This is a genomic window from uncultured Cohaesibacter sp., from assembly GCF_963556055.3.
Taxonomy (GTDB): domain Bacteria; phylum Pseudomonadota; class Alphaproteobacteria; order Rhizobiales; family Cohaesibacteraceae; genus Cohaesibacter.
In genome coordinates this window covers 114482-140251 of record NZ_CAUVYE020000013.1, presented here as the reverse complement: position 1 = coordinate 140251, position 25770 = coordinate 114482, and the positions used below count along the sequence as shown (strand labels likewise).

General features: G+C 52.5%; 28 protein-coding genes. 10 read left to right on the top strand and 18 right to left on the bottom strand.

Translation table 11 applies throughout. The annotated features are described in order from the left end of the window. Positions 1-77 precede the first annotated feature (77 nt). Positions 78-1145, top strand: a complete 1068-nt coding sequence (gene recA / locus ACHZB8_RS09380) for a recombinase RecA (RefSeq protein ID WP_316860000.1) — start codon at positions 78-80, stop codon at positions 1143-1145. A gap of 48 nt (positions 1146-1193) precedes the next feature. Here recA and ACHZB8_RS09375 read toward each other — a convergent pair whose 3' ends face one another. Continuing rightward, positions 1194-1430, bottom strand: coding sequence for a hypothetical protein (locus ACHZB8_RS09375; protein WP_316859999.1), 237 nt, complete (start codon positions 1428-1430; stop codon positions 1194-1196). 182 nt (positions 1431-1612) lie between these two features. Between ACHZB8_RS09375 and alaS the strand changes: the two genes are divergently transcribed. The 6 genes from alaS to ttcA all read left to right on the top strand — a co-directional run bounded on the left by alaS (position 1613) and on the right by ttcA (position 8710). Then, a complete protein-coding gene (alaS, locus tag ACHZB8_RS09370) occupies positions 1613-4273 on the top strand; it encodes an alanine--tRNA ligase (RefSeq protein ID WP_316859998.1) in 2661 nt (886 codons plus the stop codon). Positions 4274-4531: 258 nt separating this feature from the next. Then, entirely contained in the window at positions 4532-4813 is a 282-nt protein-coding gene (locus ACHZB8_RS09365) for a hypothetical protein (protein WP_316859997.1), read from the top strand. Between the two features lie 338 nt (positions 4814-5151). Continuing rightward, entirely contained in the window at positions 5152-5895 is a 744-nt protein-coding gene (locus tag ACHZB8_RS09360; RefSeq protein ID WP_316859996.1) for an RNA methyltransferase, read from the top strand. 41 nt (positions 5896-5936) lie between these two features. Next, positions 5937-6755 (top strand): glutamate racemase, encoded by an 819-nt coding sequence (gene murI, locus ACHZB8_RS09355; protein WP_316859995.1) that lies wholly within the window; start codon positions 5937-5939, stop codon positions 6753-6755. Positions 6756-7008: 253 nt separating this feature from the next. Next, the gene (rpsD, locus tag ACHZB8_RS09350) at positions 7009-7626 is read left to right on the top strand and encodes a 30S ribosomal protein S4 (protein WP_316859994.1); all 618 of its coding nucleotides are present in this window, start codon (positions 7009-7011) and stop codon (positions 7624-7626) included. Between the two features lie 199 nt (positions 7627-7825). Further along, positions 7826-8710 carry a tRNA 2-thiocytidine(32) synthetase TtcA gene (gene ttcA / locus ACHZB8_RS09345; RefSeq protein WP_316860731.1) on the top strand — a complete coding sequence of 295 codons (885 nt, stop codon included), beginning with the start codon at positions 7826-7828 and terminating at the stop codon, positions 8708-8710. A gap of 107 nt (positions 8711-8817) precedes the next feature. Here ttcA and grxD read toward each other — a convergent pair whose 3' ends face one another. From grxD to purC, 7 genes are all read right to left on the bottom strand, one after another. Beyond that, positions 8818-9138 carry a Grx4 family monothiol glutaredoxin gene (grxD, locus tag ACHZB8_RS09340; RefSeq protein ID WP_316859993.1) on the bottom strand — a complete coding sequence of 107 codons (321 nt, stop codon included), beginning with the start codon at positions 9136-9138 and terminating at the stop codon, positions 8818-8820. A gap of 101 nt (positions 9139-9239) precedes the next feature. Further along, on the bottom strand, positions 9240-9473 hold the full coding sequence (locus ACHZB8_RS09335) for a BolA family transcriptional regulator (RefSeq protein WP_316859992.1): 234 nt from the start codon (positions 9471-9473) through the stop codon (positions 9240-9242). A 313-nt stretch (positions 9474-9786) separates the two neighbouring features. Then, positions 9787-11985: a phosphoribosylformylglycinamidine synthase subunit PurL gene (gene purL, locus ACHZB8_RS09330; protein WP_316859991.1), complete on the bottom strand. Its 2199-nt coding sequence runs from the start codon at positions 11983-11985 to the stop codon at positions 9787-9789. Continuing rightward, positions 11982-12671: a phosphoribosylformylglycinamidine synthase subunit PurQ gene (gene purQ / locus ACHZB8_RS09325; protein WP_316859990.1), complete on the bottom strand. Its 690-nt coding sequence runs from the start codon at positions 12669-12671 to the stop codon at positions 11982-11984. The genes purL and purQ overlap by 4 nt, the downstream gene beginning before the upstream one ends. A gap of 44 nt (positions 12672-12715) precedes the next feature. Then, positions 12716-12901, bottom strand: coding sequence for a phosphoribosylformylglycinamidine synthase-associated small membrane protein (locus ACHZB8_RS09320; RefSeq protein ID WP_316859989.1), 186 nt, complete (start codon positions 12899-12901; stop codon positions 12716-12718). 80 nt (positions 12902-12981) lie between these two features. Beyond that, a complete protein-coding gene (purS, locus tag ACHZB8_RS09315) occupies positions 12982-13221 on the bottom strand; it encodes a phosphoribosylformylglycinamidine synthase subunit PurS (protein WP_316859988.1) in 240 nt (79 codons plus the stop codon). 92 nt (positions 13222-13313) lie between these two features. Beyond that, positions 13314-14081, bottom strand: coding sequence for a phosphoribosylaminoimidazolesuccinocarboxamide synthase (gene purC / locus ACHZB8_RS09310; protein ID WP_316859987.1), 768 nt, complete (start codon positions 14079-14081; stop codon positions 13314-13316). Between the two features lie 619 nt (positions 14082-14700). Here purC and ACHZB8_RS09305 point away from each other — a divergent pair. The 3 genes from ACHZB8_RS09305 (at position 14701) to ACHZB8_RS09295 (ending at position 16370) form a co-directional block, all read left to right on the top strand. Further along, a complete protein-coding gene (locus ACHZB8_RS09305; RefSeq protein ID WP_316859986.1) occupies positions 14701-15024 on the top strand; it encodes a DUF1476 domain-containing protein in 324 nt (107 codons plus the stop codon). Between the two features lie 499 nt (positions 15025-15523). Continuing rightward, positions 15524-15745 carry a hypothetical protein gene (locus tag ACHZB8_RS09300; RefSeq protein ID WP_316859985.1) on the top strand — a complete coding sequence of 74 codons (222 nt, stop codon included), beginning with the start codon at positions 15524-15526 and terminating at the stop codon, positions 15743-15745. Positions 15746-16157: 412 nt separating this feature from the next. After that, complete coding sequence (locus ACHZB8_RS09295) at positions 16158-16370, top strand: hypothetical protein (protein WP_316859984.1); 213 nt, start codon at positions 16158-16160, stop codon at positions 16368-16370. 139 nt (positions 16371-16509) lie between these two features. On the opposite strand, the gene ACHZB8_RS09290 is transcribed toward ACHZB8_RS09295, so the two are convergent. From ACHZB8_RS09290 to livM, 10 genes are all read right to left on the bottom strand, one after another. Continuing rightward, positions 16510-17064 carry an alpha/beta hydrolase gene (locus ACHZB8_RS09290; protein ID WP_316859983.1) on the bottom strand — a complete coding sequence of 185 codons (555 nt, stop codon included), beginning with the start codon at positions 17062-17064 and terminating at the stop codon, positions 16510-16512. A 35-nt stretch (positions 17065-17099) separates the two neighbouring features. Next, positions 17100-18428, bottom strand: a complete 1329-nt coding sequence (gene purB / locus ACHZB8_RS09285; protein ID WP_316859982.1) for an adenylosuccinate lyase — start codon at positions 18426-18428, stop codon at positions 17100-17102. Positions 18429-18493: 65 nt separating this feature from the next. After that, positions 18494-19171, bottom strand: coding sequence for a ribulose-phosphate 3-epimerase (gene rpe / locus ACHZB8_RS09280; RefSeq protein WP_316859981.1), 678 nt, complete (start codon positions 19169-19171; stop codon positions 18494-18496). A gap of 175 nt (positions 19172-19346) precedes the next feature. Then, on the bottom strand, positions 19347-19820 hold the full coding sequence (locus tag ACHZB8_RS09275) for an Lrp/AsnC family transcriptional regulator (protein ID WP_316859980.1): 474 nt from the start codon (positions 19818-19820) through the stop codon (positions 19347-19349). A gap of 195 nt (positions 19821-20015) precedes the next feature. Continuing rightward, a complete protein-coding gene (locus ACHZB8_RS09270) occupies positions 20016-21020 on the bottom strand; it encodes a P1 family peptidase (RefSeq protein ID WP_316859979.1) in 1005 nt (334 codons plus the stop codon). Between the two features lie 169 nt (positions 21021-21189). Then, on the bottom strand, positions 21190-22296 hold the full coding sequence (locus ACHZB8_RS09265) for a branched-chain amino acid ABC transporter substrate-binding protein (protein WP_316859978.1): 1107 nt from the start codon (positions 22294-22296) through the stop codon (positions 21190-21192). Between the two features lie 244 nt (positions 22297-22540). After that, positions 22541-22873 (bottom strand): DUF6867 family protein, encoded by a 333-nt coding sequence (locus ACHZB8_RS09260; RefSeq protein ID WP_316859977.1) that lies wholly within the window; start codon positions 22871-22873, stop codon positions 22541-22543. A 15-nt stretch (positions 22874-22888) separates the two neighbouring features. After that, the gene (locus ACHZB8_RS09255) at positions 22889-23614 is read right to left on the bottom strand and encodes an ABC transporter ATP-binding protein (protein ID WP_316859976.1); all 726 of its coding nucleotides are present in this window, start codon (positions 23612-23614) and stop codon (positions 22889-22891) included. Then, positions 23611-24480, bottom strand: a complete 870-nt coding sequence (locus ACHZB8_RS09250) for an ABC transporter ATP-binding protein (RefSeq protein WP_316859975.1) — start codon at positions 24478-24480, stop codon at positions 23611-23613. Before ACHZB8_RS09250 ends, ACHZB8_RS09255 begins: the two co-directional genes overlap by 4 nt. Continuing rightward, positions 24477-25769: a high-affinity branched-chain amino acid ABC transporter permease LivM gene (gene livM, locus ACHZB8_RS09245; RefSeq protein WP_316859974.1), complete on the bottom strand. Its 1293-nt coding sequence runs from the start codon at positions 25767-25769 to the stop codon at positions 24477-24479. Before livM ends, ACHZB8_RS09250 begins: the two co-directional genes overlap by 4 nt. Position 25770 lies beyond the last annotated feature (1 nt).

Genomic DNA, 25770 nt, shown 5'->3' with positions numbered 1-25770 from the left:
GTCTTGCGAAAGAGAACAAAATGTGTACATTAATCATGGTTGCACAGTTGCGTCTGCTATGAAGAATGGAACCCAAAATGGCACAGAATAGTCTTCGGTTGGTTGAAGGAAGCAGCATGGACAAGACAAAGGCATTGGATGCCGCCCTATCACAAATTGACCGTGCGTTTGGCAAGGGCTCCGTGATGCGGCTGGGTCAGCGTGAGGTGGTTGAGATTGAATCTATTCCGACCGGTTCGCTGGGGCTTGATATTGCGCTCGGTATTGGCGGTTTGCCCAAAGGGCGGATTGTCGAGATTTACGGGCCGGAATCGTCCGGTAAAACGACATTGGCCCTGCATGTGGTTGCTGAATCCCAGAAACGGGGCGGGATTTGCGCCTTTGTTGACGCAGAGCACGCCCTTGATCCGATCTATGCGCGCAAGTTGGGTGTCGATATCGACAATCTCTTGATTTCCCAGCCTGATGCCGGCGAGCAGGCTCTTGAGATCGCCGATACACTGGTGCGTTCCGGGGCAGTTGATGTGTTGGTTGTCGACTCCGTTGCTGCTTTGACACCTCGTGCCGAGCTTGAAGGGGAAATGGGCGATGCGTTGCCCGGTATGCAGGCGCGTCTGATGAGCCAGGCCATGCGCAAACTGGCCGGGTCAATTTCCCGCACCAACTGCCTGGTGATTTTCATCAACCAGATCCGCATGAAAATCGGCGTCATGTTCGGCAGCCCCGAGACCACGACGGGTGGCAATGCTCTCAAATTCTATGCGTCTGTTCGCTTGGATATTCGCAGAATCGGGTCCATCAAGGATCGTGATGAAGTGGTCGGTAACCAGACCCGCGTCAAGGTCGTCAAGAACAAGGTTGCCGCTCCTTTCAAACAGGTCGAGTTTGACATTATGTATGGTGAGGGCGTTTCCAAGCTTGGCGAATTGCTTGATCTTGGGGTGAAAGCCGGTATCGTCGAAAAATCCGGCGCATGGTTCTCTTACGATAGCCAACGGCTCGGGCAGGGGCGTGAGAATTCCAAGACCTTCTTGCGCGAAAATCCTCAAGTGGCAGATGAGATCGAGGTGGCAATCCGACAGAGCGCTGGGCTTAATGCTGGTTTGATTGATCAGGCCTCCCCTGACGCCGAAGATGAGGCATGAGTTGTATGGTGTGCTTGTGAAGCACGCATGCAAATTGTTCGTGCCATGTTAGGCAATGCAAGGCATAGGGCTGCAATTTGCAGCCCTTTCTCTTTTGCTGAAGCCGGTTTTGAAATTTTGGCCGTGTTTGCCAAAATCCCACATGATTTTGAGGATGATTTCAAAAAAATCCGCCGAAAGCTCGCGGCAAAGAATGCAAAATGATAGACAGGCGAGCTGAGGCTCGCTAAAACCTCGAAAAGATAAAATACCTTCGACACCAAAGCAGGTGGTTTCAATTTCCATGAAACACGCGCTCTTGGGGCGGAGACGCCGAAAAAAAGGCATGTTTTGGGGCAGGTTTCTGTTTCAGCGATTGTTGGGAATGGCAGACATTTTCGTCTTTTGTGATCAGATCAGATGAGAGGGTTTGCCCAATTGGACGAGAGGCTTCAAGTCTTTCCTCAGGCAAAGAAAATTGGTGCATCATGAGCGGTGTTAATGAAATTCGATCGACTTTTTTGAATTATTTCGAAAAGAACGGGCATTCGATCGTGGAATCAGGGCCTTTGGTCCCGCGTAATGACCCGACCTTGATGTTTACGAATGCTGGCATGGTGCCATTCAAGAACGTGTTTACCGGACTTGAACAGCGCGACTATTCCCGTGCGACGTCCTCTCAGAAATGTGTGCGGGCCGGTGGCAAACATAACGATCTCGACAATGTTGGCTATACTGCGCGTCATCACACTTTCTTCGAAATGTTGGGTAATTTCTCTTTTGGTGACTATTTCAAGGAAAATGCCATTGATCTGGCGTGGAATCTGATCACCAAAGAATTCTGTCTGCCAAAAGAGAAACTGCTCGTGACGGTTTATTCCGAAGATGACGAGGCCTTTGATCTTTGGAAGAAAATTGCCGGGTTGCCTGAGAGCAAGATTATTCGCATTCCGACAAGTGACAATTTCTGGTCGATGGGGGAGACTGGCCCGTGTGGTCCATGTTCCGAGATCTTCTATGACCATGGCGACCATATCTGGGGTGGTCCTCCGGGTAGCCCGGAGGAAGATGGAGATCGATTTATCGAAATCTGGAACCTCGTTTTCATGCAATATGAGCAGATTACCAAGGATGAGCGCATTGATTTGCCGCGCCCTTCCATTGATACCGGGATGGGGCTGGAACGCATCGCGGCGGTTCTGCAAGGCACCCATGACAACTATGAGACGGATCTGTTCCGTGCACTCATTCAGAGCAGCGTCGATCTTACAGGGACGGATGAGGTTGGTGATGCAAAGGCAAGCCATCGCGTTATCGCCGATCATTTGCGCTCGACCAGCTTCCTGATTGCCGATGGTGTTTTGCCTTCATCTGACGGTCGAGGATATGTTTTGCGCCGCATTATGCGCCGAGCCATGCGTCATGCGCGGCTGCTCGGCTCTCAAGATCCGGTCATCTATAAAATGGTACCAGCCCTCATTCGCGAGATGGGGCAGGCTTTCCCTGAGCTGGCGCGTGCGGAAGCGCTGATCACCGAAACCCTCAAGCTTGAAGAAACACGCTTTGGTAAAACCCTCAGCCGCGGTCTTCAACTGCTGGACGATGCGACCAATGGCATGGGCAAGGGGGATCGTCTTGATGGTGAGACTGCCTTCAAGCTTTATGATACCTATGGGTTCCCGCTCGATTTGACTCAGGATGCGTTGCGGGCGCGAAGCATCGACGTGGATACCGATGGATTCGACGAAGCCATGTCGCGCCAAAAGGCCGAAGCGCGTGCCAATTGGGCCGGTTCCGGAGAAGCGGCGACAGAAGCGATTTGGTTCGATCTTGCTGACAAGGTCGGGGCAACTGATTTTCTCGGCTATGAGAGGGAACGAACCGAAGGGGCTGTGGTCGCACTGGTGAAAGACGGCGATGCGGCGGAACAGTTGGGAGAAGGCGAAGAAGGCGTCGTCATTCTCAACCAGACACCATTCTACGGCGAGTCCGGTGGCCAGGTGGGCGATACGGGGCTGATGCTGGCTGACGGTGTGCGCTTTGAAGTACGCGATACAATGAAAAAGGCCAATGGCATGTTCCTGCATGCTGGCAAGCTTGTCGAGGGTACGGTAAAGGTTGGTGATGCGCTGGAGCTTCTGGTGGATACCGGTCGGCGGACTGCCATTCGTTCCAACCATTCGGCAACGCATCTTCTGCATGAGGCGTTGCGCGCAACCTTGGGCGATCATGTGGCTCAGAAAGGGTCTCTGGTTACGCCGGAGCGGTTGCGTTTTGACTTTTCTCATCAGAAGCCGGTAAGCGCTGACGAGACGGTTATCATCGAAGAACTGGTCAACGAAATTGTCTTGCAAAACAGTCCTGTAGAGACACGGGTCATGGCTGTAGATGATGCCATCGAAGCCGGTGCAATGGCTTTGTTCGGCGAGAAATATGGCGACGAGGTGCGTGTGGTTTCGATGGGCAAGGCCATCCGTGGCGAAAAGGTTGGCAAAGCCTACTCAGTTGAGCTTTGCGGCGGCACTCATGTCAATCGCACAGGTGATATCGGGCTGGTCACTATCGTTTCCGAAAGTGCCGTGGCAGCCGGTGTGCGAAGAATTGAAGCGTTGACCGGCAAGGAAGCCCGCAACTATTTGCAGATGCAGGATGAGCGTGTGAGAGATGCCGCTTCGGTCTTGAAAATCGCGCCTTCCGATCTGGTCGAGCGTGTCGAGACACTGGTTGCGGATCGTCGCAAGCTGGAAAAAGAACTGGCCGACGTCAGACGCAAGCTTGCCATGGGTGGCGGTGGCGCCGGAGGGGATGCCCCGGAAGATGTCAACGGCGTCAAATTCATGGCGCGAGTGGCAGAAGGCGTATCTCCAAAAGATCTCAAGGGGCTCGTCGATCAGGGCAAGGAGAGTGTTGGCTCTGGTGTTGTTGTAATGATCGCTGTCGCAGAAGATGACAAGGTCGGTATTGTTGTTGGTGTGACAAAAGATCTGACAGATCGTTTCAGCGCCGTTGATCTGGTCAAGAAGGCTGCTGAGGTCCTCGGCGGACGCGGTGGTGGTGGACGTCCCGACATGGCGCAGGCTGGCGGCAAGGATGCCGACAAGGCGGATGCGGCTATTGATGCCATCAAGCAGATGATTCTTGCGGGATAATGTTCTGTATCATGTTTATGCAGAAAGAAAGGCCGCCAATTGGTGGCCTTTTTTTTATCTGAAATGGATCTCCACCTCCGGTGGCGGACTGGGCAAGTTATGCATTTTCAGTAAGAGACTTCCTTACTTGAACCATTGGCGTGATTCTCGGGCTGGATGCCGTATCAAATGTCTTTATGGGGACTTCCGGCTTGGGTTGTGAGATCACTTTACGAAATGGGCTTCCAGAAGAGATGCGATATCGAGGAAGGGCATTTAATGCCTGACTATGTTCATATGTTGATTTGCACCTTGATTGGGGCCAACGAGGCGGTCTGGTCTAGAAACGTTTCAACGGATCGAGCTTCAAGACTAATGCGCAATGTCTTCTCTTCAAATACTGAAGCGGTATGTGACTACCCAGTCAATTTTGGTGGTGGGCAAGCGGGTGACTGGGTAGTCACGGGCCATATTGGCCAATTTGACTTTAGGAAAAAAATTACCTTAGTAAATGCGCTTTTTTACTTAATCCAGACAATTCTCTATTTATTGCGCTTCTAGATTTCAATAATTGGAAATATTTTTGGAAATCACCCAGCTTGGCCATAAGTAATTGTACAACTTGATTTGTTTTTGGAATTATTTTTTTTACTAAATTTAATATCTTTCTATTTCCAAGTTCATTTTTGTCATTCCATCATTACGTAAAGTTATAAGTAATTTACGTTGCCAATTCTTTTTGCCTATGATGCGTATAGTCTTGATTTATTCTTGAGGGCTTGAATTTTGCACGCACATGCGCCACTACTTCGTCTCGATATCATGAAACAGCTTCAAACGATCCTGTCCTTTTGACGGCTTTGATATCGTTTCCATTTGAACCAGAAGAAAGAAAAGAGATGGATCCGGTCATCATACTGGTTGAACCACAACTGGGTGAAAATATCGGCATGGCCGCGCGTGCTATGGCCAATTTTGGTGTTACAGATTTGCGGCTTGTTCGGCCGCGCGATGGATGGCCCAGTGAGAAGGCGCGGAATGCTTCGAGCAGGGCCGATCATGTGATCGAGAAGACGCTGAATTTCGAAACGCTGGAAGAGGCTGTCGCTGATCTGGAGCTGGTTTATGCCACTACAGCGCGGCAAAGGGACATGCTCAAGCCTGTTCGTCATCCTGTGGAGGCGGCGCACATCATGCGCGAGACCGTGAACAAGGGTGGCAAGGTCGGCATTCTGTTCGGGCGCGAGCGTTGGGGGCTCAACAATGATGAGGTGGCACTGGCAAATGAAATTCTCACCCTGCCGGTAGACCCTGACTTCTCCTCGCTCAATATCGCGCAGGCGGTCTTGATCATCTGCTATGAATGGCGCATGTCGGGGAGCGATCGGCAGGAGCAGTTGCCATTTGAGACCCCCGATGTTCCACGGGCCAGCAAGGATGATATGGTTCGGCTTTTTGACCATCTGGAGGAAGCTCTTGATGAGGTCAACTTCTTCCGCCCTCCAGAAAAAAAGCAGCATATGGTGCAGAATTTGCGCAATATCATGCAAAAGGGCGATTGGGCCGAGCAAGAGGTCAAGACCTTGCGTGGTGTCATCGCCGCCTTGCAGCGTCGCCATTTGCGTGATCGCAGCTCCTCTTGATGTTTGTTTGCTCCACTCGTTTGGGCGGAAGGGGATAAGGGATGGTCAGAAAACGGAATCCCAGAATTCTGGTCTTTGACTCCGGGCTGGGGGGCTTGTCGGTTTTGCGTGCCCTCGTCAAGACCATGCCGTTCGCGGATTATGTCTTTTTGGCGGATGACGCGCGATTTCCATATGGGGATCTGGCAGACGAGGATCTGATTGACGGGCTTGTTACCCTTGTCGAAGAGGCTTGCCTGGTCAAGAGCCCCGATCTGCTTGTCGTGGCGTGCAACACTGCATCGACCATTGCTCTTGGTGCCTTGAGGCACCGATTTGCCTTTCCCATCGTGGGGATCGTGCCGGCGATCAAACCAGCCGCAAATGCTACGCAGACGGGGGCTTTTTCGGTGCTGGCGACGCCGGGAACAATCCGCCGGTCTTATACACGTGACCTGATTACCGAGTTTGCGGGCGATTGTGACGTGAGTCTGATTGCTTGTACAGGCCTGGCTCGCTTGGCAGAAGACTACTTGTTGCAAGGTCTGAGCGATATGGAGGCAATCCGCAAGGAAATCGCTCCGGCCTTTTCGGGGGAACATGGCGAGCAAGCAGATGTTATTGTTCTTGGTTGTACGCATTATCCGCTTTTACTGCCCGTTCTGGAGGGCGTGGCACCAAGGTCCGTGCTCTGGATCGATCCGGCACATGCGGTGGCGCGTCGGGTCATGCATCTACTTGGGCAGGAGTGGCAGGACTGTATTGTCTCAACAACACCCGGTCAGGAAGATCGGAGTGGATATTGCGAATTTACTGCGACGAGCGGCGGCGCAGATCGATTGCGTCGTGCCTGGGATGCTCTTTCTCACATGGTTAGATGAAATTGGCACATTCTGTTGCAGTTTTTTGACGGTTTGACCGTATTTTCTCGGATTCGATTTGACTCAGGCGAGTAAAGGCTCTAAACAGCATCCAATCTTGGTGGGGCCTTTTGTCGGGCCCCCTTTGATTTTAACGCACCCGCGAAGATGAAGGGGCGCATCCTTTGTCTTCTGTCGGATCCGGCCTTGGCCGATATAGATCCTAGGAGGGGCGCGTTTTCTTATAATATCCTAGAAAAAGGAAAACACGCGAATGTCAAAGCGCCATTCACAGAAGTATAAAATTGATCGCCGCATGGGCGAGAATATCTGGGGCCGTCCAAAGTCTCCTGTTAACCGCCGCGAATATGCTCCTGGCCAGCATGGTCAGCGTCGTAAAGGCAAACTGTCCGACTTCGGTTTGCAGCTGCGTGCAAAACAGAAGCTGAAAGGTTACTACGGCAACATTTCCGAGAAACACTTCCTGCGCATCTATAAAGAAGCAAACCGCATGAAAGGCGATACCTCGGAAAATCTGATCGGTCTGTTGGAATCCCGTCTGGACGCCATCGTTTATCGTGCGAAATTTGTTCCCACCGTATTCGCTGCCCGTCAGTTCGTGAACCATGGCCATGTCAAAGTAAACGGCCAGCGCGTCAATATTCCTTCCTATCGCTGTAAAGTTGGCGATGTGATCGAAATTCGTGATCGCTCCAAACAGCTCGCCATCGTTCTGGAATCCATCCAGCTTGCTGAACGTGACGTGCCTGAATATGTTGAAGCCGATCACAACAAAATGACCGTTACATTCAAAGCTCTTCCTCAGTTGGCTGACGTTCCATATCCTGTCGTGATGGAACCGAACCTGGTTGTCGAATATTATTCTCGTTAAGAGACCGGGCTTACTGTCGAGTTTTCAAGAAAGGCTGCCTGTTGCGGGCAGCCTTTTGTCGTTTTTGTTGAGGCTTGATGCCCGATTTGATAAAGCAGGGCACATGAATTGACCGGGAAATACGCTCATGAACGATCTTGCATCGCCCGCCTCCGATAGCCTGACCATTCAGGTGGATGAGGACGATCTGTGTCATCCGATGTTTCGGACTGCGCCCAGTTCCGTCTCCTTCAAGAAGCTGCGCAAGCGGCTTTTGCGCAATGTCCGTGCGGCTATCGATGATTACAATATGCGTAGCCAAAAACAGAAATGGCTTGTCTGCATGTCGGGAGGCAAGGATTCCTACGGCTTGCTGGCCGTTCTGCTCGATCTGAAATGGCGTGGCTTGCTGGATGCGGAGCTGCTCGCCTGCAATCTGGATCAGGCTCAGCCAGGCTTTCCCGCCGATGTCTTGCCCCGCTTTTTCGAAGAGCATGACATTCCCCATCATATCGAGAGGCAGGACACCTATTCGATCGTCAAGCAGAAGATCCCCGAGGGCAATACCTATTGTTCGCTCTGCTCAAGACTGAGGCGCGGCAACCTTTATCGTGTGGCGCGCGAGCATGGGTGCGATGCGGTCATTCTGGGTCATCATCGGGACGATATTCTGGAAACCTTCTTTCTCAATCTGCTGCATGGTGGACGTCTTGCGACCATGCCACCAAAATTGAAGAATGAGGAAGGAGACTTGATGCTGTTCCGGCCTCTTGCCTATTGCGAGGAGGCCGATCTCGCCAAATTTGCCAATTTGATGCAGTTTCCCATTGTTCCCTGCGGACTTTGTGGCTCGCAGGACAATCTGCAACGTCAGGAAGTCAAGGCGATGCTCGCAGGCTTCGAAGCACAGCATAAGGGACGTACGCAGGTTATGTTCCGGGCGCTTGCCAATATCAGGCCTTCGCATATGCTTGATACAAAGCTCTTCGATTTTCAGGGGCTCTCTGTGGAGGATGACAGGGCTGGGGATGACAGTGATGACGGGGATGGTTGCGCCGCAGTCTCGAAGCTTTCCGAGGGCTTCTTACGGATGCATGAGGACTAAGTGAGGGGCTGGTCGTTTTCTTTCCGGGTTGCCAGCATTTACAAAAAACCCGGACGCGATGGTCCGGGTTTTGTCTTCATGACACAGCGGTTGATTTGCAAGATGCCTTAGGCCTTGTTCTTTTTGCCGAGCATTTCCTGCAATTCTTCGCTCTGGAACATTTCGCGGATGATGTCGCAGCCGCCGACGAATTCACCCTTCACATAGAGCTGAGGGATGGTCGGCCAGTTGGAATAATCCTTGATACCCTGCCGCAAATCGTCATTTTCCAGCACATTGATGCCTTTGTAAGGCACTTCCAAATAGTCCAGAATTTGAACAACCTGGCCGGAAAATCCGCATTGCGGGAAAGTTGGGGTGCCTTTCATGAAGAGAACCACTTCGTTGGCTTTCACTTCATTGTCAATCCAGGCCTGAATTTCGCTCATATATCCGTCCTTAAAACTTTGCCATTTAACCATCAGCATTGGCCATCCTGCCAGGATATAGCAGTCACCACATGCTTTTATATGGGTGGTGGGAAGCCAGACTATTCCGGAACCGATGTTTGCAGCGCAAGAGCATGCAGTTCGCCGCCCATATTGCCCTGAAGTGCTTCATAGACCAGTTGATGCTGTTGCACTCGAGATTTCCCTCTGAAGCTTTCAGAGACAACCTCGGCGGCGAAGTGATCGCCATCGCCGGCAAGATCGCGGATGACGACCTTGGCATCCGGAAGCGCCTCTTTGATCAGGGTTTCAATTTCGCTTGCGTCCATTGGCATGCTGGTCTCCTCGCAGAATATCAATCCTCAGTCACGACCGAGAGACGGATATTCCAGTCATTGCTTTTGCCTGACGCGCTGTTGGGTTCCAAAAGCTTCCTTGCGCATGCAGGCCGGGATGATATTGGCAGAGAAAGTGTTGATACGCAATTGTTCGTATGTACTTTTCTGTGTCCTGGCCCATCCCGCTTTTTGAGCCACTCTCAAAGCGAGATGGTTATGCCCAGCGTCCCCTGATTGCAGGGGTGAGGTCAAGTTGAAAATTCGGACAATCACCATCCAAACTTTTGGCACTTGACCTGATTTTCCTCGTTTACCCTGCCATGTAAGCGGGGAACCAACCTTCATGGCATTCGACAAGTTTGGACACAGTGATCGAACCATGGCCGGTTACGGAAAGAGCATCGCCCGCAACAGTTCCGATTTGTTCGACCAAAACGCCCGTCGCCTGTGCCTTGGCGATCAATGCGTCTGTCTCGTCCTTGGTGCAGGTGATCAGATACCGGGCCTGATCTTCTGCATAGAAGGCGATATGGGGTGTCTCGGATGGCAGGTCAATGGTGCATCCCAAACCCGAGCGAAGTGCCATTTCGGCCAGTGCTATGCCAAGGCCCCCGTCAGAGAGGTCGTGGGCTGCATTGACTTCGCCTGAGCGGATCGCTTCGCGGACAAAGGCACCATGTTTTTTCTCTGTTTCGAGATCAACCGGTGGCGGTGCGCCTTCCTGGCGTCCCAATGCTTCGGCCAGATAGAGGCTTTGGCCCATTTCAGATCCATGACCACCAACCAGCAAAATGGCATCGCCTTCAAAAACAAAGCTGTTGCCGACAGATTTCGAGACGTCAGGCAGCAGGCCAACGGCACCAATAGCCGGGGTCGGCAGAATTGCTTCACCTGAGGTCTCGTTATAAAGGGAGACGTTGCCCGAAACGATTGGCATGTCGAGGGCTTCGACGGCAGCGCCAATGCCCTTGATACAGCCGACGAACTGGCCCATGATTTCAGGTTTTTCGGGATTGCCGAAATTGAGGTTGTCGGTTGTTGCAAGAGGCTCTGCACCAACGGCATTAAGGTTGCGCCAGCTTTCTGCAACCGCCTGTTTGCCGCCTTCGAATGGGTCGGCTTTGCAATAGCGCGGGGTGACATCAACGGTAAAGGCGAGGCCTTTTTGCGTGCCGTCGACGCGGATGACGCCAGCATCGCCTCCGGGGCGCTGCTTGGTGTTGCCCTGAATCATGGTGTCATATTGTTCCCAGACCCAGCGGCGCGAGCAAAGATTGGGGCTGCCAATCATCGCAACAAGGCTTTCGAGCAGATCCTCAGGCGCTGCGACCGTGGCGTTGTCGAGCTTGTCGAGTTTGGCGCTTTCGACCCATGGACGATCATATTCAGGGGCTTCGTCGCCCAGTTCCTTGATCGGCAGGTCAGCGACCTGCTCGCCGTGATGGAAGATGCAGAAACGCAGACTGTCGGTGGTTTTGCCCACTTCTGCGAAATCCAGTTCCCACTTGCGGAAGACAGCTTCTGCCGCTTCGCGCTTTTCAGGATGCAGCACCATCAGCATGCGTTCCTGGGATTCGGACAGCATCATTTCATAGGCGGACATATTCTCTTCGCGAACCGGAACCTTGTCGAGGTCAAGGTCGATGCCGAGATTGCCTTTTGCCCCCATTTCAACGGCAGAGCATGTAAGGCCAGCTGCCCCCATATCCTGAATGGCGATAACTGCGCCGGTCTGCATCAACTCGAGGGTGGCTTCCATCAGGCGTTTTTCGCTGAAGGGGTCACCGACCTGAACAGTTGGACGCTTTTCTTCGCTGTCATCGTCAAATTCGGCTGAGGCCATGGTTGCGCCGCCAACACCATCGCGGCCTGTCTTGGCACCCAGATAGACCACAGGCATTCCGACGCCCTTGGCTTCCGAGAGGAAGATCTTGTCGCTGTCGGCAAGACCTGCCGCAAAGGCGTTGACAAGACAGTTGCCGTTATAGGACGGATCAAAATTGACCTCACCGCCGACGGTCGGAACGCCAAAGCTGTTGCCATAGCCACCAACGCCAGCCACAACACCGGAAAGCACGTGGCGGGTGCGCTCATGGTCAGGCTCACCGAAACGAAGGGAGTTCATTGCCGCAACCGGACGGGCTCCCATGGTGAAGACATCGCGCAGAATGCCGCCAACGCCTGTGGCTGCTCCCTGATAGGGTTCGATATAGGAGGGGTGGTTGTGACTTTCCATTTTGAAGACAACGGCCTGACCATCATCGATATCGACGACACCGGCATTCTCACCGGGGCCCTGCAATACGCGCGGGCCTTTGGTGGGCAAGGTGCGCAGCCATTTTTTCGAGCTCTTGTAGGAGCAATGCTCGTTCCACATGGCCGAGAAAATGCCAAGCTCGGTAAATGTTGGTTCGCGACCGATCAGTTCGAGAATATGGTCATATTCTTCCGGTTTCAGGCCATGTTCGGCGATCAGTTCCGGGGTGATCTGGATTTCATTTGGAATCATGCCACCTTCTCCAACAGGCTTTCAAACAGGCCGCGACCGTCAAGGCCACCATGCAGGTCTTCAATCAGATTTTCGGGGTGCGGCATCATGCCAAGGATTGTGCCGCGAGCATTCATTATGCCGGCGATGTTGTTGCGCGAGCCATTGATATTGGCTTGGGGCGTTGTCTCGCCTTTTTCGTCGCAATAGCGGAACAGAACGCGTCCATCTTCTTCAAGCATTTTCAGGGTGTCGTCATCAGCAAAGAAGTTGCCGTCATGATGAGCGACAGGGCAGCGCATGACCTGGCCCTTGGTATAGCGAGAGGTGAAGATGGTATCGTTGCGTTCGATGCGCAATAGGGTTTCCTTGCAGATGAAGTGCAGTCCTGCATTGCGCATCAACGCGCCGGGCAGAATTCCGGTTTCGGCAAGGATCTGGAAGCCGTTACAGACCCCAAGGATCCGAACGCCCTGTTTGGCCTTTTCCAGAAGGTCGGCCACGATTGGCGATCGTGCGGCGATCGCACCAGAGCGCAGATAGTCGCCATAAGAGAAGCCTCCAGGCAGGATGATGAGATCTGCATCGGGGATTTCGGTTTCCGCATGCCAGACCATCATGGGGTCTTTGCCGGAAACGGAGCGCACGGCAGCAGCCATGTCATGCTCACGGTTGGTTCCGGGAAATACGAGGATGGCAGTTTTCATGAAAGATCTGCTCCTTGTTTCAAATTGGGGAGGCGGGGCCTCCGTTACATAAGAAAAATGACTGCGAGTGCTGACGCGACAACGGGAATGAGGATGAAGATCGCCGCCTTGATGGCCATGAAGCGCAGGGCTTTTGCAGCTTCTTCTTTCTGATTGAAAGTGGATTGAGATGGGGTTTCCGCGATGATCGCCATTGGCTCGCCGTCATTTCCCTTTTCAGGCCCGCTCATGCCTCTCATCCCTTTTCTTCATTTCCGTTTGGCTTGCTCTGGTTCAGCTGGAAACAAAGCAAACTGATCCGCTTGGCCAATCAGAGAATGTCGATGTGGTAATTCTCGATGACGGTGTTTGCGAGAAGTTTTTCGCACATGTCGGCAAGTCTGGTCTTGGCGGTCTGCTTGTCGCTGTCGGCCAGCTCGATATCGATCACCTTGCCCTGCCGAACGGAATTGACCCCGTCAAATCCCAACGCGCCAAGTGAGCTTTCAATGGCCTTGCCTTGAGGGTCCAGTACGCCGTTTTTCAGTGTGACGGTGATGCGTGCTTTCATCTTCATGCTTTCCTTGGTTTCCGGTCTGTCAGATGAGTATGCCGGGAAAAATGCAAAAAGGCAGGACCTTTGCCCTGCCTTGAGTTCAAACTCTATTTTACCAGAACAGGGCCGGTGCCTTTGCGCTCGGGAGTGTTCTCGATCATGATGCCGAGGCGGCGGGCAACTTCCTGGTAGGCTTCGATCATGCCACCCATGTCGCGGCGGAAGCGATCCTTGTCCATCTTGTCATTGGATTCGATGTCCCACAGACGGCAGGAGTCAGGAGAAATCTCGTCGGCCAGAATGACGCGCATGGTGTCACCCTCGAAATAGCGGCCACATTCGATCTTGAAATCGACAAGGCGGATGCCGACGGCGCGGAACATGCCGGAGAGGAAGTCATTGATGCGGATGGCCAGGGCCATGATGTCGTCGATTTCCTGTGGGCTTGCCCAGCCGAATGCGGTGATATGCTCTTCAGAGACCATCGGATCATCAAGGGCGTCATTCTTGTAGCAGAACTCGATGACGGAGCGCGGCAACTGGGTGCCTTCCTCAATGCCCAGCCGTTTTGCGATGGAGCCTGCGGCAACATTGCGCACGATGACTTCAAGAGGAATGATCTCGCATTCCTTGATCAACTGTTCACGCATGTTCAGGCGCTTGATGAAATGGGTCTGAACGCCGATGTCATTCAGGCTGGCAAAGATATATTCCGAAATTCGGTTGTTCAGAACGCCCTTGCCGTCAATGACTTCGTGCTTCTTGTTGTTGAATGCGGTGGCATCGTCCTTGAAATGGGCAACAAGGGTTCCGGGTTCCGGGCCCTCATAAAGAATTTTTGCCTTTCCTTCATATATCTTACGACGACGGTTCATGAGCGTTTTACCATTCAGTTCTGCCCGAATTGGGCGGTTATTAGGTTGGAAAGCCTCGCTGCATCATAGGGAGTGCGTTCAGCTTCATCTTGAAATTTCCTAATCGCTCGGGCGAATGTCTTCCTGTCCGGTTTCTGCTCCCGAAATCAGGAGATGGAAGCCGACAATGAGAATCAAGCCATGCTGCAATCGCACTATATCCCATTTGAAGGCCAAGGTGGGATTGTACGGTATTTTTCACAACAGCGCATTTCTGGCGAGCGGTGTTTCCTTGCGCTGCTGATTAGCGAATTCTGGCGCGTTATACAATCATTGAAGTGCGAACAAGCGCAGATTTCTGCCTTTAATTCGCAGGTGCTGACCAATCGGCATCAAACCCGCCTTCGGAATTCTCAAGATGAGTGCACGGGCATGCACATATCCATCGAGAATCCCGTGTCCGTGCATTTCAGATCTTTCCGTTTCCGGTAAAATATGGTAATATCTACTTACGGGAACGCCCTTATTCTAAAGATTAATCAGTCTTTCAAACATGAATTGATTTTCTGACATTTTCTTCAAATCCATTGGTCTTAGTCAATTTGCTTGTTCGGATGGAGGACCGAGAAGGAGGGGTGTCATGACAATCTTTGACAAAAGAAGAGCCGGATTTGAAGCCAAGTTCGTTCGCGATCAGGAAGCTCTGTTCAGAGCGACTGCGCGGCGCAACAAATTGGTGGGGCATTGGGCCGCACAGAAACTCGGATATGTCGATGATGATGCGGAGCAATATGCACAAGAGGCTGTGAAATCCGCGTTTCAGCCTGCCGGGGACGAACAACTTGTTGGTAAAATTAGTAATGATTTCAATAAATACCGTGTTGAAACACCGAGAAGAAGAATTCGTCAGAAACTTCGCGAAATGATGAATGTTGCACTGCGGCAATTGGCAAGTAATCAATAACAACATGGCCTTTCGAATATCTGGACTCGGCGATGTTCTTTTGTACACTCACGGCTAGGAGGTGCATCTGAAAGTTTTTCGCTGAGGAGGCGGAATCCATTTCGGTTTTTCTTCTTGCAATTGTCCTTTAGGGGAGCTATCGAAGCTTTTAATTCTACTTTTGACGTGGAATGAGGTCAGACTATCGGCTTCAAGTTTTTTGAGCTTCTTGGTCGTTTTTACAGGATGGTTGATCCTTGAAGTAATGCAGAAGGTCTTTTAGCGACATGCGGCAAAGCCGGGGAAGGGTAACTCGCCGCAATGCTATGCAAAGATCACAAAGGAAGTGGCCATTAAGAGGCAAGACTTGCGAGATGGAAGGAAGACATCTTGCAAGATCAGGTTCTTAAGATCGGTCAAGGCTCTTGGTAGGGGGCCTGATCGGTTTGAACTGGCCGGTTAGTCATCAACGACGGAACGTTGGCTGTTGTTGATGCAAGTTAAAGGGAGGGAGACTGTTATGCTCAAGATAACAGGTCTATTGTTTGTCATCATCGCCCCGATCATTGTTGGTATGTGCACTGTCGTTTCCATGATCATTCATGGTATCGATGAGTTCAAACCACTCATTTTTGGCATTTACTGGGTGTTCAGCGTATCTTTGTCCTTGCTGCTTGCCTGGATGACCGCAAGATACGTTTATACGACAATCCTGAAGCGGGACACCTCCTTGTCCCTGTAATTCCGTGCGCGCTATCAGCACTATCTTTTCAGATGCAAGCTGGTTGAGCAGGCTGTGATCAGGGCTTTTTGTTTTGAAAGCTCACCCAATCGGGTGGGCTTTTTTGCGTGATATGAACAGTTGGAGGAGCGGCTCGGGGACAGTCTGAGGCTGTCTCTCATCCCTTGGGCTAAAGGAAGGCACGAGGTGTCTGCTGTTTGATTTACATCATCGAAAGTTCGAAATCATGCAAGCATGTTGCATCTTAATGGGTGATGCCTCGGCAGCGACGTGATGGGCTGTTGGGATAGCATGAGGGTAATGGCTATCGGAGTGTCTGAAGCGACGGGGTGGTCGCGCCGGACATTCCGGGTTTTCACTCGCGAGATACACTTTTTTGTGACCGAATCAAGTCAATGTCCAGGAGACCGACATGCTTAAGCTTATGGCTCTTTTTTTCATCGTTATTGCGCCAACGCTCGCCGGAATTTTTGCTCTGGTTCCTCTGACCATGGTTGGCACCCTGTCTGTTGATCCCAATATGCTGATCGCATTTGTCGTGGCGGGAACCGTGTTGGCGCTTCCGGTCTCATGGTTTGTTGCCAAGCGGGTGGACGCTCTCATTTCGGCAAAAAAGGCAGCCTGATCCTGAAGGTGGCAAGCGATCTCGTCTCTTGCCCTTTGTTGTACTTTAGCAATCTGTTCAACAGGTCGTCGGCTGGTGCTGGCCCTTGAATGGGCTTGCGATGCCACGGGGCAGGTGTGATCGATCTGTCACTTCCTGTTCAGTTAATATTGCTGAGAAATTTGGCAAAGGTCATCAGCCCTTCGGGCCATGGGCCTTGTCCGCTATGCTCGTTGATGTGGCCGGTTTCGCCTGCATCAATGAAGGTTGATCCCCATTTTTTGCTGAAATGCTCGGCCGTTTCAAAGGCACAGTAAGGATCAGACCTTGAGGCGACGAGAAGGGAAGGGAAGGGCAATGGCTCTTCCGGGATTGGTGCAAAATGTCGAATATGAGATGGGACATGATCATCGCTTTCGACATTTGGCATGCCGACGAGAAAGGCACCCTTGACGATACCGGGCGTGATCGCCGGGGCTGCCTTGACTGCGGCCACAACACCAAGGGAGTGAGCAACCAGAATGGCCGGTTTGGTCGCCTGCTCGACATCTGCGATGATCTTTGAGACCCAGCTTTCCATCTGTGGATTTGACCAGTCTTCCTGCTCGATGCGACGGGCAGAGCGGATCTTGTCTTCCCAGCGGGATTGCCAGTGGGTGGGGCCGGAATTATCCAGCCCGGGAATAATAAAAATGTCTGCTTCTGCTGCTTTCATTCCTACAAACCTTTCATTCCCACATGGTCAGGTATTCAGTCCTGACCGAAAACCCGTTTGAAAATCACGTCGACATTCTTGGTGTGATAGCCAAGATCGAAGCGGCTCTTGATCTCGTCTTCAGAGAGATATTTGCGCACATCCTTGTCATTGAGAAGTTCGGTGAGGAAGTCGACCGATGCGCTGCCTGCTACATGATAGCTTTCCCAGACTTTCATGGCATTGCGCTGGACGAGGCGATAGGCGTCTTCGCGGGACGATCCTGCCTGAGTCAAAGCCAGCAGAATGCGCTGGGAATGGACCAGTCCACCAAGGCGATCCATATTGCCGATCATGCGTTCTGGATAGACCAGCAGCTTGTCGATAACGCCGGTAAGGCGAACGAGGGCAAAATCGAGAGTGACGGTTGCATCCGGACCGATCATGCGCTCGACGGACGAATGGGAGATGTCCCGCTCGTGCCACAAGGCGACATTTTCAAGTGCAGGAGTGACGGCTGAGCGGACGATACGCGCGAGGCCGGTCAGATTTTCGGTCAGTACCGGGTTGCGCTTGTGCGGCATGGCCGAAGAGCCCTTCTGGCCCTTGGAGAAAAACTCCTCCGCTTCCAGCACTTCGGTGCGCTGCAAATGGCGAATTTCCGTTGAGAGGCGTTCGACTGAGGACGCAATGACGCCAAGGGTTGCGAAGAACATTGCATGGCGGTCACGCGGAATGACCTGGGTTGAGACTGGTTCGGCTTTCAGCCCCATTGCCTCTGCCACATGTTCCTCTACCGTGGGGTCAATGTTGGCGAAGGTGCCGACCGCGCCTGAGATTGCGCAGGTGGCGATTTCTTCACGGGCGGCGATGAGGCGGGTCTTGCAGCGATCAAATTCCGCATAGGCTTCTGCCATTTTGAGACCAAAGGTGACGGGTTCAGCATGAATGCCGTGCGAGCGGCCAATGCAGACGGTATCCTTATGCTCGAGCGCCCGGCGCTTCAATGCGGCGAGCAGCGCATCGATATCGGCAAGCAGAATGTCGGCGGCTTTGGTCAGCTGGACATTGAAGCAGGTATCGAGCACGTCAGATGAGGTCATGCCCTGATGCACAAAACGGGCGTCTGGGCCGACAATCTCTGCCAGATGCGTGAGAAAAGCGATGACGTCATGCTTGGTTTCGCGCTCGATTTCATCAATCCGGTCAATATCGAAGGTTGCGGCATTGCCTTTTTCCCAGATCGTCTTGGCAGCGTCAGTCGGAATGACACCGAGTTTGGCCAGGGCATCGCAGGCATGGGCTTCGATTTCAAACCAGATGCGGAACTTGGTTTCCGGTGTCCAGATGTTGACCATATCGGGGCGGGAATAACGAGGGATCATGAGGTTTGCCTGTCAAACATGGGGTTATGAGATGAGATGAAGAGTGCTTGCTTGTGTCGGCGCTATCAGGCCTGAGCCTTTTCAGCTGCGTCTCGAATGCGTGCGATCATGTCGCGATAGCCTTCAACCGAGCCGGTTTTGAAAATGGCCGATCCAGCAACAAGAACATTGGCGCCTGCCGCCGCAACAAGTGGAGCTGTTTCTGTCGTCACGCCGCCATCGATCTGGATATCAATGTCGCGGTCGCCGATCATGGCGCGGACGCGGCGTGTTTTTTCAATGGTTGATGGAATGAAGGACTGGCCGCCAAATCCGGGATTGACACTCATGATCAGCACCATGTCGATCTTGTCCAGCACATAGTCCAGAACGCTTTCATGGGTCGCCGGATTGATTGAAACACCGGCCTTCTTGCCCATGGCGCGGATCGCCTGCAAGGACCTGTCGAGATGGGGCCCGGCTTCGGCATGGACCGTGATCATGTCCGCCCCGGCTTCTGCAAAAGCCTCCAGATATGGATCGGCGGGCGAAATCATCAGATGGGTATCAATGGTTTTTTGCGTATAGGGACGGATTGCCCGAACGACCTCAGGCCCGAATGTGATATTGGGGACAAAATGGCCATCCATGACATCAACATGAACCCAGTCGCAACCAGCCTCGTCGATGGCTTTGACCTCCTGGCCAAACCGGGCGAAATCAGAGGCAAGAATGGAGGGAGCGATTTTTATTGGTCGCACCATGATATCAAACATCCTTTGCAGAGAGAATACTGGCCTCGCGGTAGCATATTGCGAGGAGGCGGGCAAGGCGAAGGCCAAAGATGTTCGATATAAATGTTGCCAAATATACTATCTTATGATGCCGAATTGTCATCATTTGACGGTCGGGCTTGGAACGTGACCGTCAGTCCATCTGCTATTCATAAAGAGGTAGCGACACGGTATCTTTAACCGTTGAAACGACAATTCGAGATTGAACGTCAGAGACCAGTTCAGAATTCAGCAATTTGTTGCGAAGGAAATTGTCATAAGACTTGATGTCTTCGGTGACGACTTTGATCATGTAATCAACAGCACCGGTGATGCGTTCGCAAATCACAACTTCTGGCCATTCATGCATCAGCTTGTCAAACTCATCCATGTTTTTCCGGCTTGGGACCGTCAGTTTGACAAAGGCATAGGACACGAATCCAAGGCCCACCGACTCGCGATCAATGATTGCTGTGATCTGCTTTAAAACACCGGTTTCCTTGAGTTTCTTTATTCTCCGCCAACAGGGGGTCTGAGACATGCCAGCTTTTTTGGCAATATCCGCGATGGATAGGGAGGCATCGTCTTGCAGAACTTTCAATATGCGAATGTCACCGGAATCGAGTGTCGTTTTGTCCATATCTCGCTCTCTTTGGAATGACTTCGTAAGAAGCTATCGAGAAAAGGAAGATTTGTATACAAGGTTTTTGATAAAAATGGGAAGAAGTGGGAAAATTCTGGTGCAAATCGCTTCGATATCACGAAATAAATTCTGAACAGGTAAAATTTGGGATGACTTTTATCTTATGCCTTGGAGGTTGCCGAACCACGTTTGTCATCCGAATTTATCTTGCCAGGTGGGAAATATGTCATTCGGCCTTGCTTGCGCTTCATAGATGCCTCTTGCAATGGCGCGGGCCATAGTGGCCGCAGCACCGGCTCCCAATTCGAGGAAGGCCTTATCATCATTGGGTAGATCTTTTTTACCTGATGACAGAGCAAAAATCAGATCGCCATCCATCGGTGTGTGGGAAGGCCAAAGGGCGCGAGAAAATCCGTCGTGAGCCATGATGGCGAGACGTCGTGCAGCCGCTTTGCCGATACGGGCATCTGTTGCGATGATTCCGATTGTTGTGTTGGCGTTTTTTGCGCCGCCATTTTTCATGGCATCGCCCTTGGTCAAGGGCCTGCTCACATGAGCGGGAAGAGTTGCGGGCAGGCCCAGATCGCCAAACTCGCCATTTTTCTCGAAGGGGGCTGCCCAGAAATGCCTGGAACTCCCCATCGTTGCTTGCCCCAGAGCATTGACCGCGACCAGAGCGCCGATGGTTATGCCATTGTCCAGACGCATGGATGCCGAGCCAAGTCCGCCTTTGAGGCCAGCAATCAATGCTCCCGTTCCCGCGCCATGACTGCCCAGAGCAAAGTCGCTTTTGGCTTCGGCAGCTGCTTGCCAGCCAAGATCCCAGTATGGGCTCTGTCCCTGCCAGGCCTTGTCGCCGCCGTTGATGAGATCGAACAGGATGGCAGCCGGAACGATCGGGACATGGACCGGCCCGACGGCAAACCCTCGTCCCTGATCTCTCAGCCAGCCCTGAACCCCGCCAGCCGCATCAAGGCCAAACGCCGAGCCGCCTGAAAGGACCAAGGCGTCGATCTGCTCAACGGTCTGGTCTGGCATGAGCAGGTCTGTCTCTCTTGTTCCGGGAGCCCCGCCAAGAACCGCATAGGAGGCAACCATCGGGTGGGAGCAAATCAACGCTGTCGTCCCCGATTTCAGGGCTTCATTGCTGGCATTGCCCACGAGAATGCCGTCGATGTCGGTGATCAGATTTTTCATACTGCTGTCCGATGCTTCTGGCCAAGATGCCGGTGGCGTAATTTGTTATCGCTCTGTGGAATAGAAACAGCATAAGGGCGGGACAAAAAAAGAGAAAGCCCCTTTGAAAGGGGCTTTCCAGATTGTTCAAAGCTAGGGCAAATATCAGCTTCTCAAGGAAGCCAACTGCTTATTTGTAAGCGTATTTGCCATCGCTCCATTTGTACCAAACGTAACCTGGCAGGGTGACGTCGCCTTTTTCGTCGAAGGACAGGTTGCCAAGAACGGTTGCGAATTCGCCTTCGTTCAGAGCTTCCATAACGGCGTCGTAATCGGTGGAGCCAGCGGCTTTGACAGCGTCTACATAAGCCTGGATGGCAGCATAGGTGTAGAGAACATAGCCTTCGGTGGTCTGGCCTTTGGCTTTGAATTTCTCAACAACCTGTGCAGCTTCAGGGTTCAGAGACGGATCAGGAGAGAAGGTCATCAGAGTGCCTTCGCCTGCTTCACCGGTGATAGACCAGTATTCGTCGGTCACAAGAGCGTCACCAGAAATCAGAACGGTGTCCATGCCTTGTTCGCGCATCTGACGAACGATCAGACCTGCTTCGGTGTGATAACCACCGACATACAGAGCATCGATTTTGGCCTGTTTCAGTTTGGAAACGAGAGCGGTGTAGTCTTTTTCACCAGCGGTGTATGCTTCATACATCACCGGTTTGCCACCAAGAGCTTCAAACGCAGCTTTGGTCTGGTCAGCCAGGCCTTTACCGTAAGCGGTCTTGTCCTGGATGATCGCTACGTTCTTGTCTTTGTATTCGTCCCAGAGCAATTGACCTGCAACAGCACCCTGCTGGTCATCACGACCGCAAACACGATAAACGCCGCCATCTGGATTTGGGCGTTCGTCGGTGAATTTCGGGTTGGTGGAAGCAGGAGAAATCTGGATGATGCCTTCTTCGTCATAAACAGAAGAAGCAGGAATAGAAGACCCAGAGCAGAAGTGGCCAGCCATGAAGGTTACGCCTTTACTGACCATCTGGTTGGCAACAGCAACAGCCTGTTTCGGGTCGCAAGCGTCATCGCCGATTTCCAGTTTGAGCATTTCGCCGTTGATGCCACCGGCTGCGTTGATATCTTCAACGGCCTGTTCAGCGCCGGCTTTCATCTGCATGCCGAAGGAAGCATACTGACCGGTCATCGGACCTGCGGTCGCGATAAGAATTTCGGCCATTGCCGCGCCAGACATAGCTACAGATGCTGCAAGAGCGACGCCTGCCAAAAGTGCTTTTTTCATGAAAACTCTCCCATGAGATGTTTGCTGTGTTCCATTGTGCCAATCATCGGCACAACTCTTTAGGTGTTATTATTTTTGAACCATACGGTCTTTTACCCGGAGTTCCGGCTCAGTCGAGATCGGAACACGAATTCGGGCCTATATGTAACCGTCTGAAGCCTTGGAATTTTTTCCATTCAACTTGATGGAAGTATGAAAGTGGCGGTGGCCGTCACTCCCAATCGTGTCAAAATTGGCTATCAGTCTAGCGGTCTTTCCATGAAAGAGGACTGACTTTTTGATAGAGCCAATGATATTGCCTCACCATCTGGTTGGTGCGCGTGAATTGGAAGCCCAGCGCGCAGATGATCAAGAGCGTGATCAGGTCGACCAGATAATAATGAAGCGAGAGCAGAGTGCCCTCAAACAGGGCAAAATGCAAAAAGCGAACGGCTGCTGCCAACAGTATCATGTATATGATAATCTGCTTGGCCGGTTTCCAGGACAGGGCAATGCCGCGGCCTGCCATCCATGCAGCACCGCCACCCAGAATGACTGTCATCAGCAAGAAAGTGCCAAAGGTTGTTTCCCAAATCATGTTTCTTGCCTCGTGTTAATGTCGACCACCTTCGAGATAGGCGGCCTGAACTTCCGGATTTGCCAGAAGCTCGGTCCCGCCACCCGACAGCGTGATTTGTCCGTTGATCATGACATAGCCCCGATGTGCAAGGCGCAATGCATGATAGGCGTTCTGTTCCACCAGAAAAACAGTCAGGCCCTGCTTTTCATTCAGTTCCTTGACCACCTCAAAAATCTGCTTGACCACAAGTGGGGCCAGACCAAGAGAGGGTTCGTCAAGCATCAGCAATCTTGGACGGGCCATCAAGGCTCTCGCAATTGCAAGCATTTGCTGCTCTCCGCCTGACAGGGTGCCGCCGCGCTGATTCTGCCGCTTTTCCAGAATTGGGAAAAGGTCGTATACCATGCGCAGGTCTTCATCGAAATGCTCATAGTTGATGATGGAGGCACCCATCTGCAAGTTTTCCATCACGGTCATGCGGCCGAAAATGCGGCGTCCTTCGGGCGACTGGGCAATCGCCTTGTGCATGATGGTATGGGTCGGCAGGGACGTGATATCCTCGCCATTATAGATGATCTGCCCTTCACGGGCACGGGTTACCCCGCAAATGGTCATCATGGTGGTGGATTTGCCAGCACCGTTGGCACCGATCACTGTGACGATTTCGCCCTTGTGCACTTCAAGGTCGATGCCTCTCAAAGCAACAATCTTGCCGTAATAGGTTTTCACGCCCTTGAGGCTGAGGAGTATATCGCTCATGATTTTTCTCCTTCTGCATGCTCAAAACGTGCTTCTGCTTCGGCCGTTTCCACCTCGTCATCATCGACGCCGAGATAGGCGGCAATCACGCTGGGATCATTCTGAACAAAGTTGGCATCGCCATCGGAGATCTTGACGCCATAATCGAGCACCACAACATGGTCGGAAATTTCCATGACCATGGACATGTCATGTTCGATCAACAGAACGGCGGTGTCATCCAACTCGCGGATTGAGCGCAAAAGACCGTTCAACTCCTGAGTTTCCCTCGGGTTCAGGCCTGCGGCCGGTTCGTCAAGGCAAAGCAGCTCGGGGTTGGTGCACATGGCTCGGGCGATTTCGAGACGACGCTGATCACCATAGGGCAGGTCAGCGGCCGGATCATCCGCCCGATCAATCAGATCAATGCGTTCGAGCCAGGCCTGTGCCTTTTCGATGGATTCCTTTTGAGAATTCCGGAAAGACTTGATGCCGAAAATCCCTCCGATCGAGAAATAGGAATCGTCCATCAGCTTGTTGTGCTGGGCCACCATGAGATTTTCCAGAACGGTCATGCCGCCAAAGAGGCGAATATTCTGGAAGGTTCGGGCAACCCTCGCATGATGGGCAATCTGGAAGTCGGGAATGCGTTCGAGAAGGAACTCTTCCCCGTTGGATCGCTTCATCGTGATGCGGCCTTCGGTCGGCTTGTAGAAGCCGGTGACGCAGTTGAATACGGTGGTTTTGCCTGCGCCGTTCGGGCCGATGAGGGCGGTGATGTCGTTCCGACCAACCTCGAATGAGAGGTCATCGACTGCGACCAGACCGCCAAACCGCATGGTCAGATGCTCAACGGTCAGAATGGGATTGTCTTGCCAGGTGGTCATCCTTCGCCCTCCGCTACCAGATCGCCGGAAACGGACTTCTTCTCTTTAAGGAAGACCGATGGTGCCCTGCTGGAGACGATGCCGCGTGGTTTCCAGATCATGATGCCAACCATCAGAAGGCCGAAGACGAGCATGCGGAGATCTTCAAGATCACGGAAGACTTCGAACCCGCCAATCATGACGATGGAGGCAACGACGACGCCGAGTTGGCTGCCAAGGCCACCAAGAACCACAATCGCCAGAATGATTGCCGATTCCATGAAGGTGAAACTTTCAGGCGAGACAAAGCCCTGTCGTGTTGCAAAGAAGGCACCGGCAAAGCCGCCAAACATCGCCCCGAGCGCAAAGGCTGTCAGCTTTGTGTTGGTCGTATTGATGCCCAGTGAGCGGCAGGCAATTTCGTCTTCCCTCAGGGCTTCCCATGCGCGGCCGATAGGCAACTTGCGCAATCGCATGGTTACGAAGTTGGTGACCAGGGCCAGAACGAGAATGAGGTAGAACAGGAAGATAACCCTGTGCATGGACGAGTAATCGATGCCGAAAAAGTCTGCAAAGCCATTTTTCCGATCGAATTCAAGGCCGAAGAATGATGGCCGCGGAATGCGCGAGATGCCATCAGGACCACCGGTGAATTCATACCAGTTGAGCAGAACCACACGAATGATCTCGCCAAAGGCCAAAGTGACGATGGCCAGATAGTCACCGCGCAAACGCAAGACCGGGAAGCCGAGGATCATGCCCCAGAAGGCTGCGAGTATGCCGGCAAGTGGCAGGCAGATCCAGAAGGAAAGATCGAAATACTGCGCGAACAGGGCATAGGAATAGGCACCAACTGCGTAGAAGGCCACGTATCCAAGGTCGAGCAGTCCGGCCAGTCCAACCACAATGTTCAGACCCCAGCCGAGCATGATGTAGGTCAGCACAAGAATGCCGAGGTCAATGGCGTAGCGGTTGCCATAGATTGGCAGGGTCACAGCGAAGAGCAACAGCGCCGGACCAACCAGCTTGCCAATTTTCGACAATGTTTCGCTGCTGGGAGTGACGGTTTTGAAGGCCCCAGAAAGCGCGTTTTCGCCTTGGAAGACAAACAGGCTCATGATCAGGCGGCCGATAAAGACGACGATGACCATGATCGCGACCATTTGCCATTGGCTTTTCAGGATCAACCCGCCCATTGCGGTTTCTGTCTTCATGCCCACCATGATCGAGGCAAGCAGAAGCGTGATCACCGCGGCGAGTGCTGCATCTTTCAATGCAGATCCCATCCGGGTTTGAGTGAAAGCTGACATC

Coding starts and splice junctions, on each gene's coding strand:
- purQ (WP_316859990.1), bottom strand. CDS start 12,671: ATGAAAACTGCCATCCTCGTATTTCCCGGAACCAACCGTGAGCATGAC.
- purC (WP_316859987.1), bottom strand. CDS start 14,081: ATGAACCGTCGTCGTAAGATATATGAAGGAAAGGCAAAAATTCTTTAT.
- rpsD (WP_316859994.1), top strand. CDS start 7,009: ATGTCAAAGCGCCATTCACAGAAGTATAAAATTGATCGCCGCATGGGC.
- ACHZB8_RS09295 (WP_316859984.1), top strand. CDS start 16,158: ATGCTTAAGCTTATGGCTCTTTTTTTCATCGTTATTGCGCCAACGCTC.
- purS (WP_316859988.1), bottom strand. CDS start 13,221: ATGAAAGCACGCATCACCGTCACACTGAAAAACGGCGTACTGGACCCT.
- ACHZB8_RS09250 (WP_316859975.1), bottom strand. CDS start 24,480: ATGACCACCTGGCAAGACAATCCCATTCTGACCGTTGAGCATCTGACC.
- ACHZB8_RS09365 (WP_316859997.1), top strand. CDS start 4,532: ATGCCTGACTATGTTCATATGTTGATTTGCACCTTGATTGGGGCCAAC.
- ACHZB8_RS09270 (WP_316859979.1), bottom strand. CDS start 21,020: ATGAAAAATCTGATCACCGACATCGACGGCATTCTCGTGGGCAATGCC.
- purB (WP_316859982.1), bottom strand. CDS start 18,428: ATGATCCCTCGTTATTCCCGCCCCGATATGGTCAACATCTGGACACCG.
- murI (WP_316859995.1), top strand. CDS start 5,937: ATGGTCAGAAAACGGAATCCCAGAATTCTGGTCTTTGACTCCGGGCTG.
- grxD (WP_316859993.1), bottom strand. CDS start 9,138: ATGAGCGAAATTCAGGCCTGGATTGACAATGAAGTGAAAGCCAACGAA.
- ACHZB8_RS09275 (WP_316859980.1), bottom strand. CDS start 19,820: ATGGACAAAACGACACTCGATTCCGGTGACATTCGCATATTGAAAGTT.
- rpe (WP_316859981.1), bottom strand. CDS start 19,171: ATGGTGCGACCAATAAAAATCGCTCCCTCCATTCTTGCCTCTGATTTC.
- ACHZB8_RS09360 (WP_316859996.1), top strand. CDS start 5,152: ATGGATCCGGTCATCATACTGGTTGAACCACAACTGGGTGAAAATATC.
- ACHZB8_RS09260 (WP_316859977.1), bottom strand. CDS start 22,873: ATGATTTGGGAAACAACCTTTGGCACTTTCTTGCTGATGACAGTCATT.
- ACHZB8_RS09305 (WP_316859986.1), top strand. CDS start 14,701: ATGACAATCTTTGACAAAAGAAGAGCCGGATTTGAAGCCAAGTTCGTT.
- livM (WP_316859974.1), bottom strand. CDS start 25,769: ATGTCAGCTTTCACTCAAACCCGGATGGGATCTGCATTGAAAGATGCA.
- purL (WP_316859991.1), bottom strand. CDS start 11,985: ATGATTCCAAATGAAATCCAGATCACCCCGGAACTGATCGCCGAACAT.
- ACHZB8_RS09300 (WP_316859985.1), top strand. CDS start 15,524: ATGCTCAAGATAACAGGTCTATTGTTTGTCATCATCGCCCCGATCATT.
- ACHZB8_RS09320 (WP_316859989.1), bottom strand. CDS start 12,901: ATGAGCGGGCCTGAAAAGGGAAATGACGGCGAGCCAATGGCGATCATC.
- ACHZB8_RS09255 (WP_316859976.1), bottom strand. CDS start 23,614: ATGAGCGATATACTCCTCAGCCTCAAGGGCGTGAAAACCTATTACGGC.
- ttcA (WP_316860731.1), top strand. CDS start 7,826: ATGTTTCGGACTGCGCCCAGTTCCGTCTCCTTCAAGAAGCTGCGCAAG.
- alaS (WP_316859998.1), top strand. CDS start 1,613: ATGAGCGGTGTTAATGAAATTCGATCGACTTTTTTGAATTATTTCGAA.
- recA (WP_316860000.1), top strand. CDS start 78: ATGGCACAGAATAGTCTTCGGTTGGTTGAAGGAAGCAGCATGGACAAG.
- ACHZB8_RS09375 (WP_316859999.1), bottom strand. CDS start 1,430: ATGGAAATTGAAACCACCTGCTTTGGTGTCGAAGGTATTTTATCTTTT.
- ACHZB8_RS09290 (WP_316859983.1), bottom strand. CDS start 17,064: ATGAAAGCAGCAGAAGCAGACATTTTTATTATTCCCGGGCTGGATAAT.
- ACHZB8_RS09335 (WP_316859992.1), bottom strand. CDS start 9,473: ATGCCAATGGACGCAAGCGAAATTGAAACCCTGATCAAAGAGGCGCTT.
- ACHZB8_RS09265 (WP_316859978.1), bottom strand. CDS start 22,296: ATGAAAAAAGCACTTTTGGCAGGCGTCGCTCTTGCAGCATCTGTAGCT.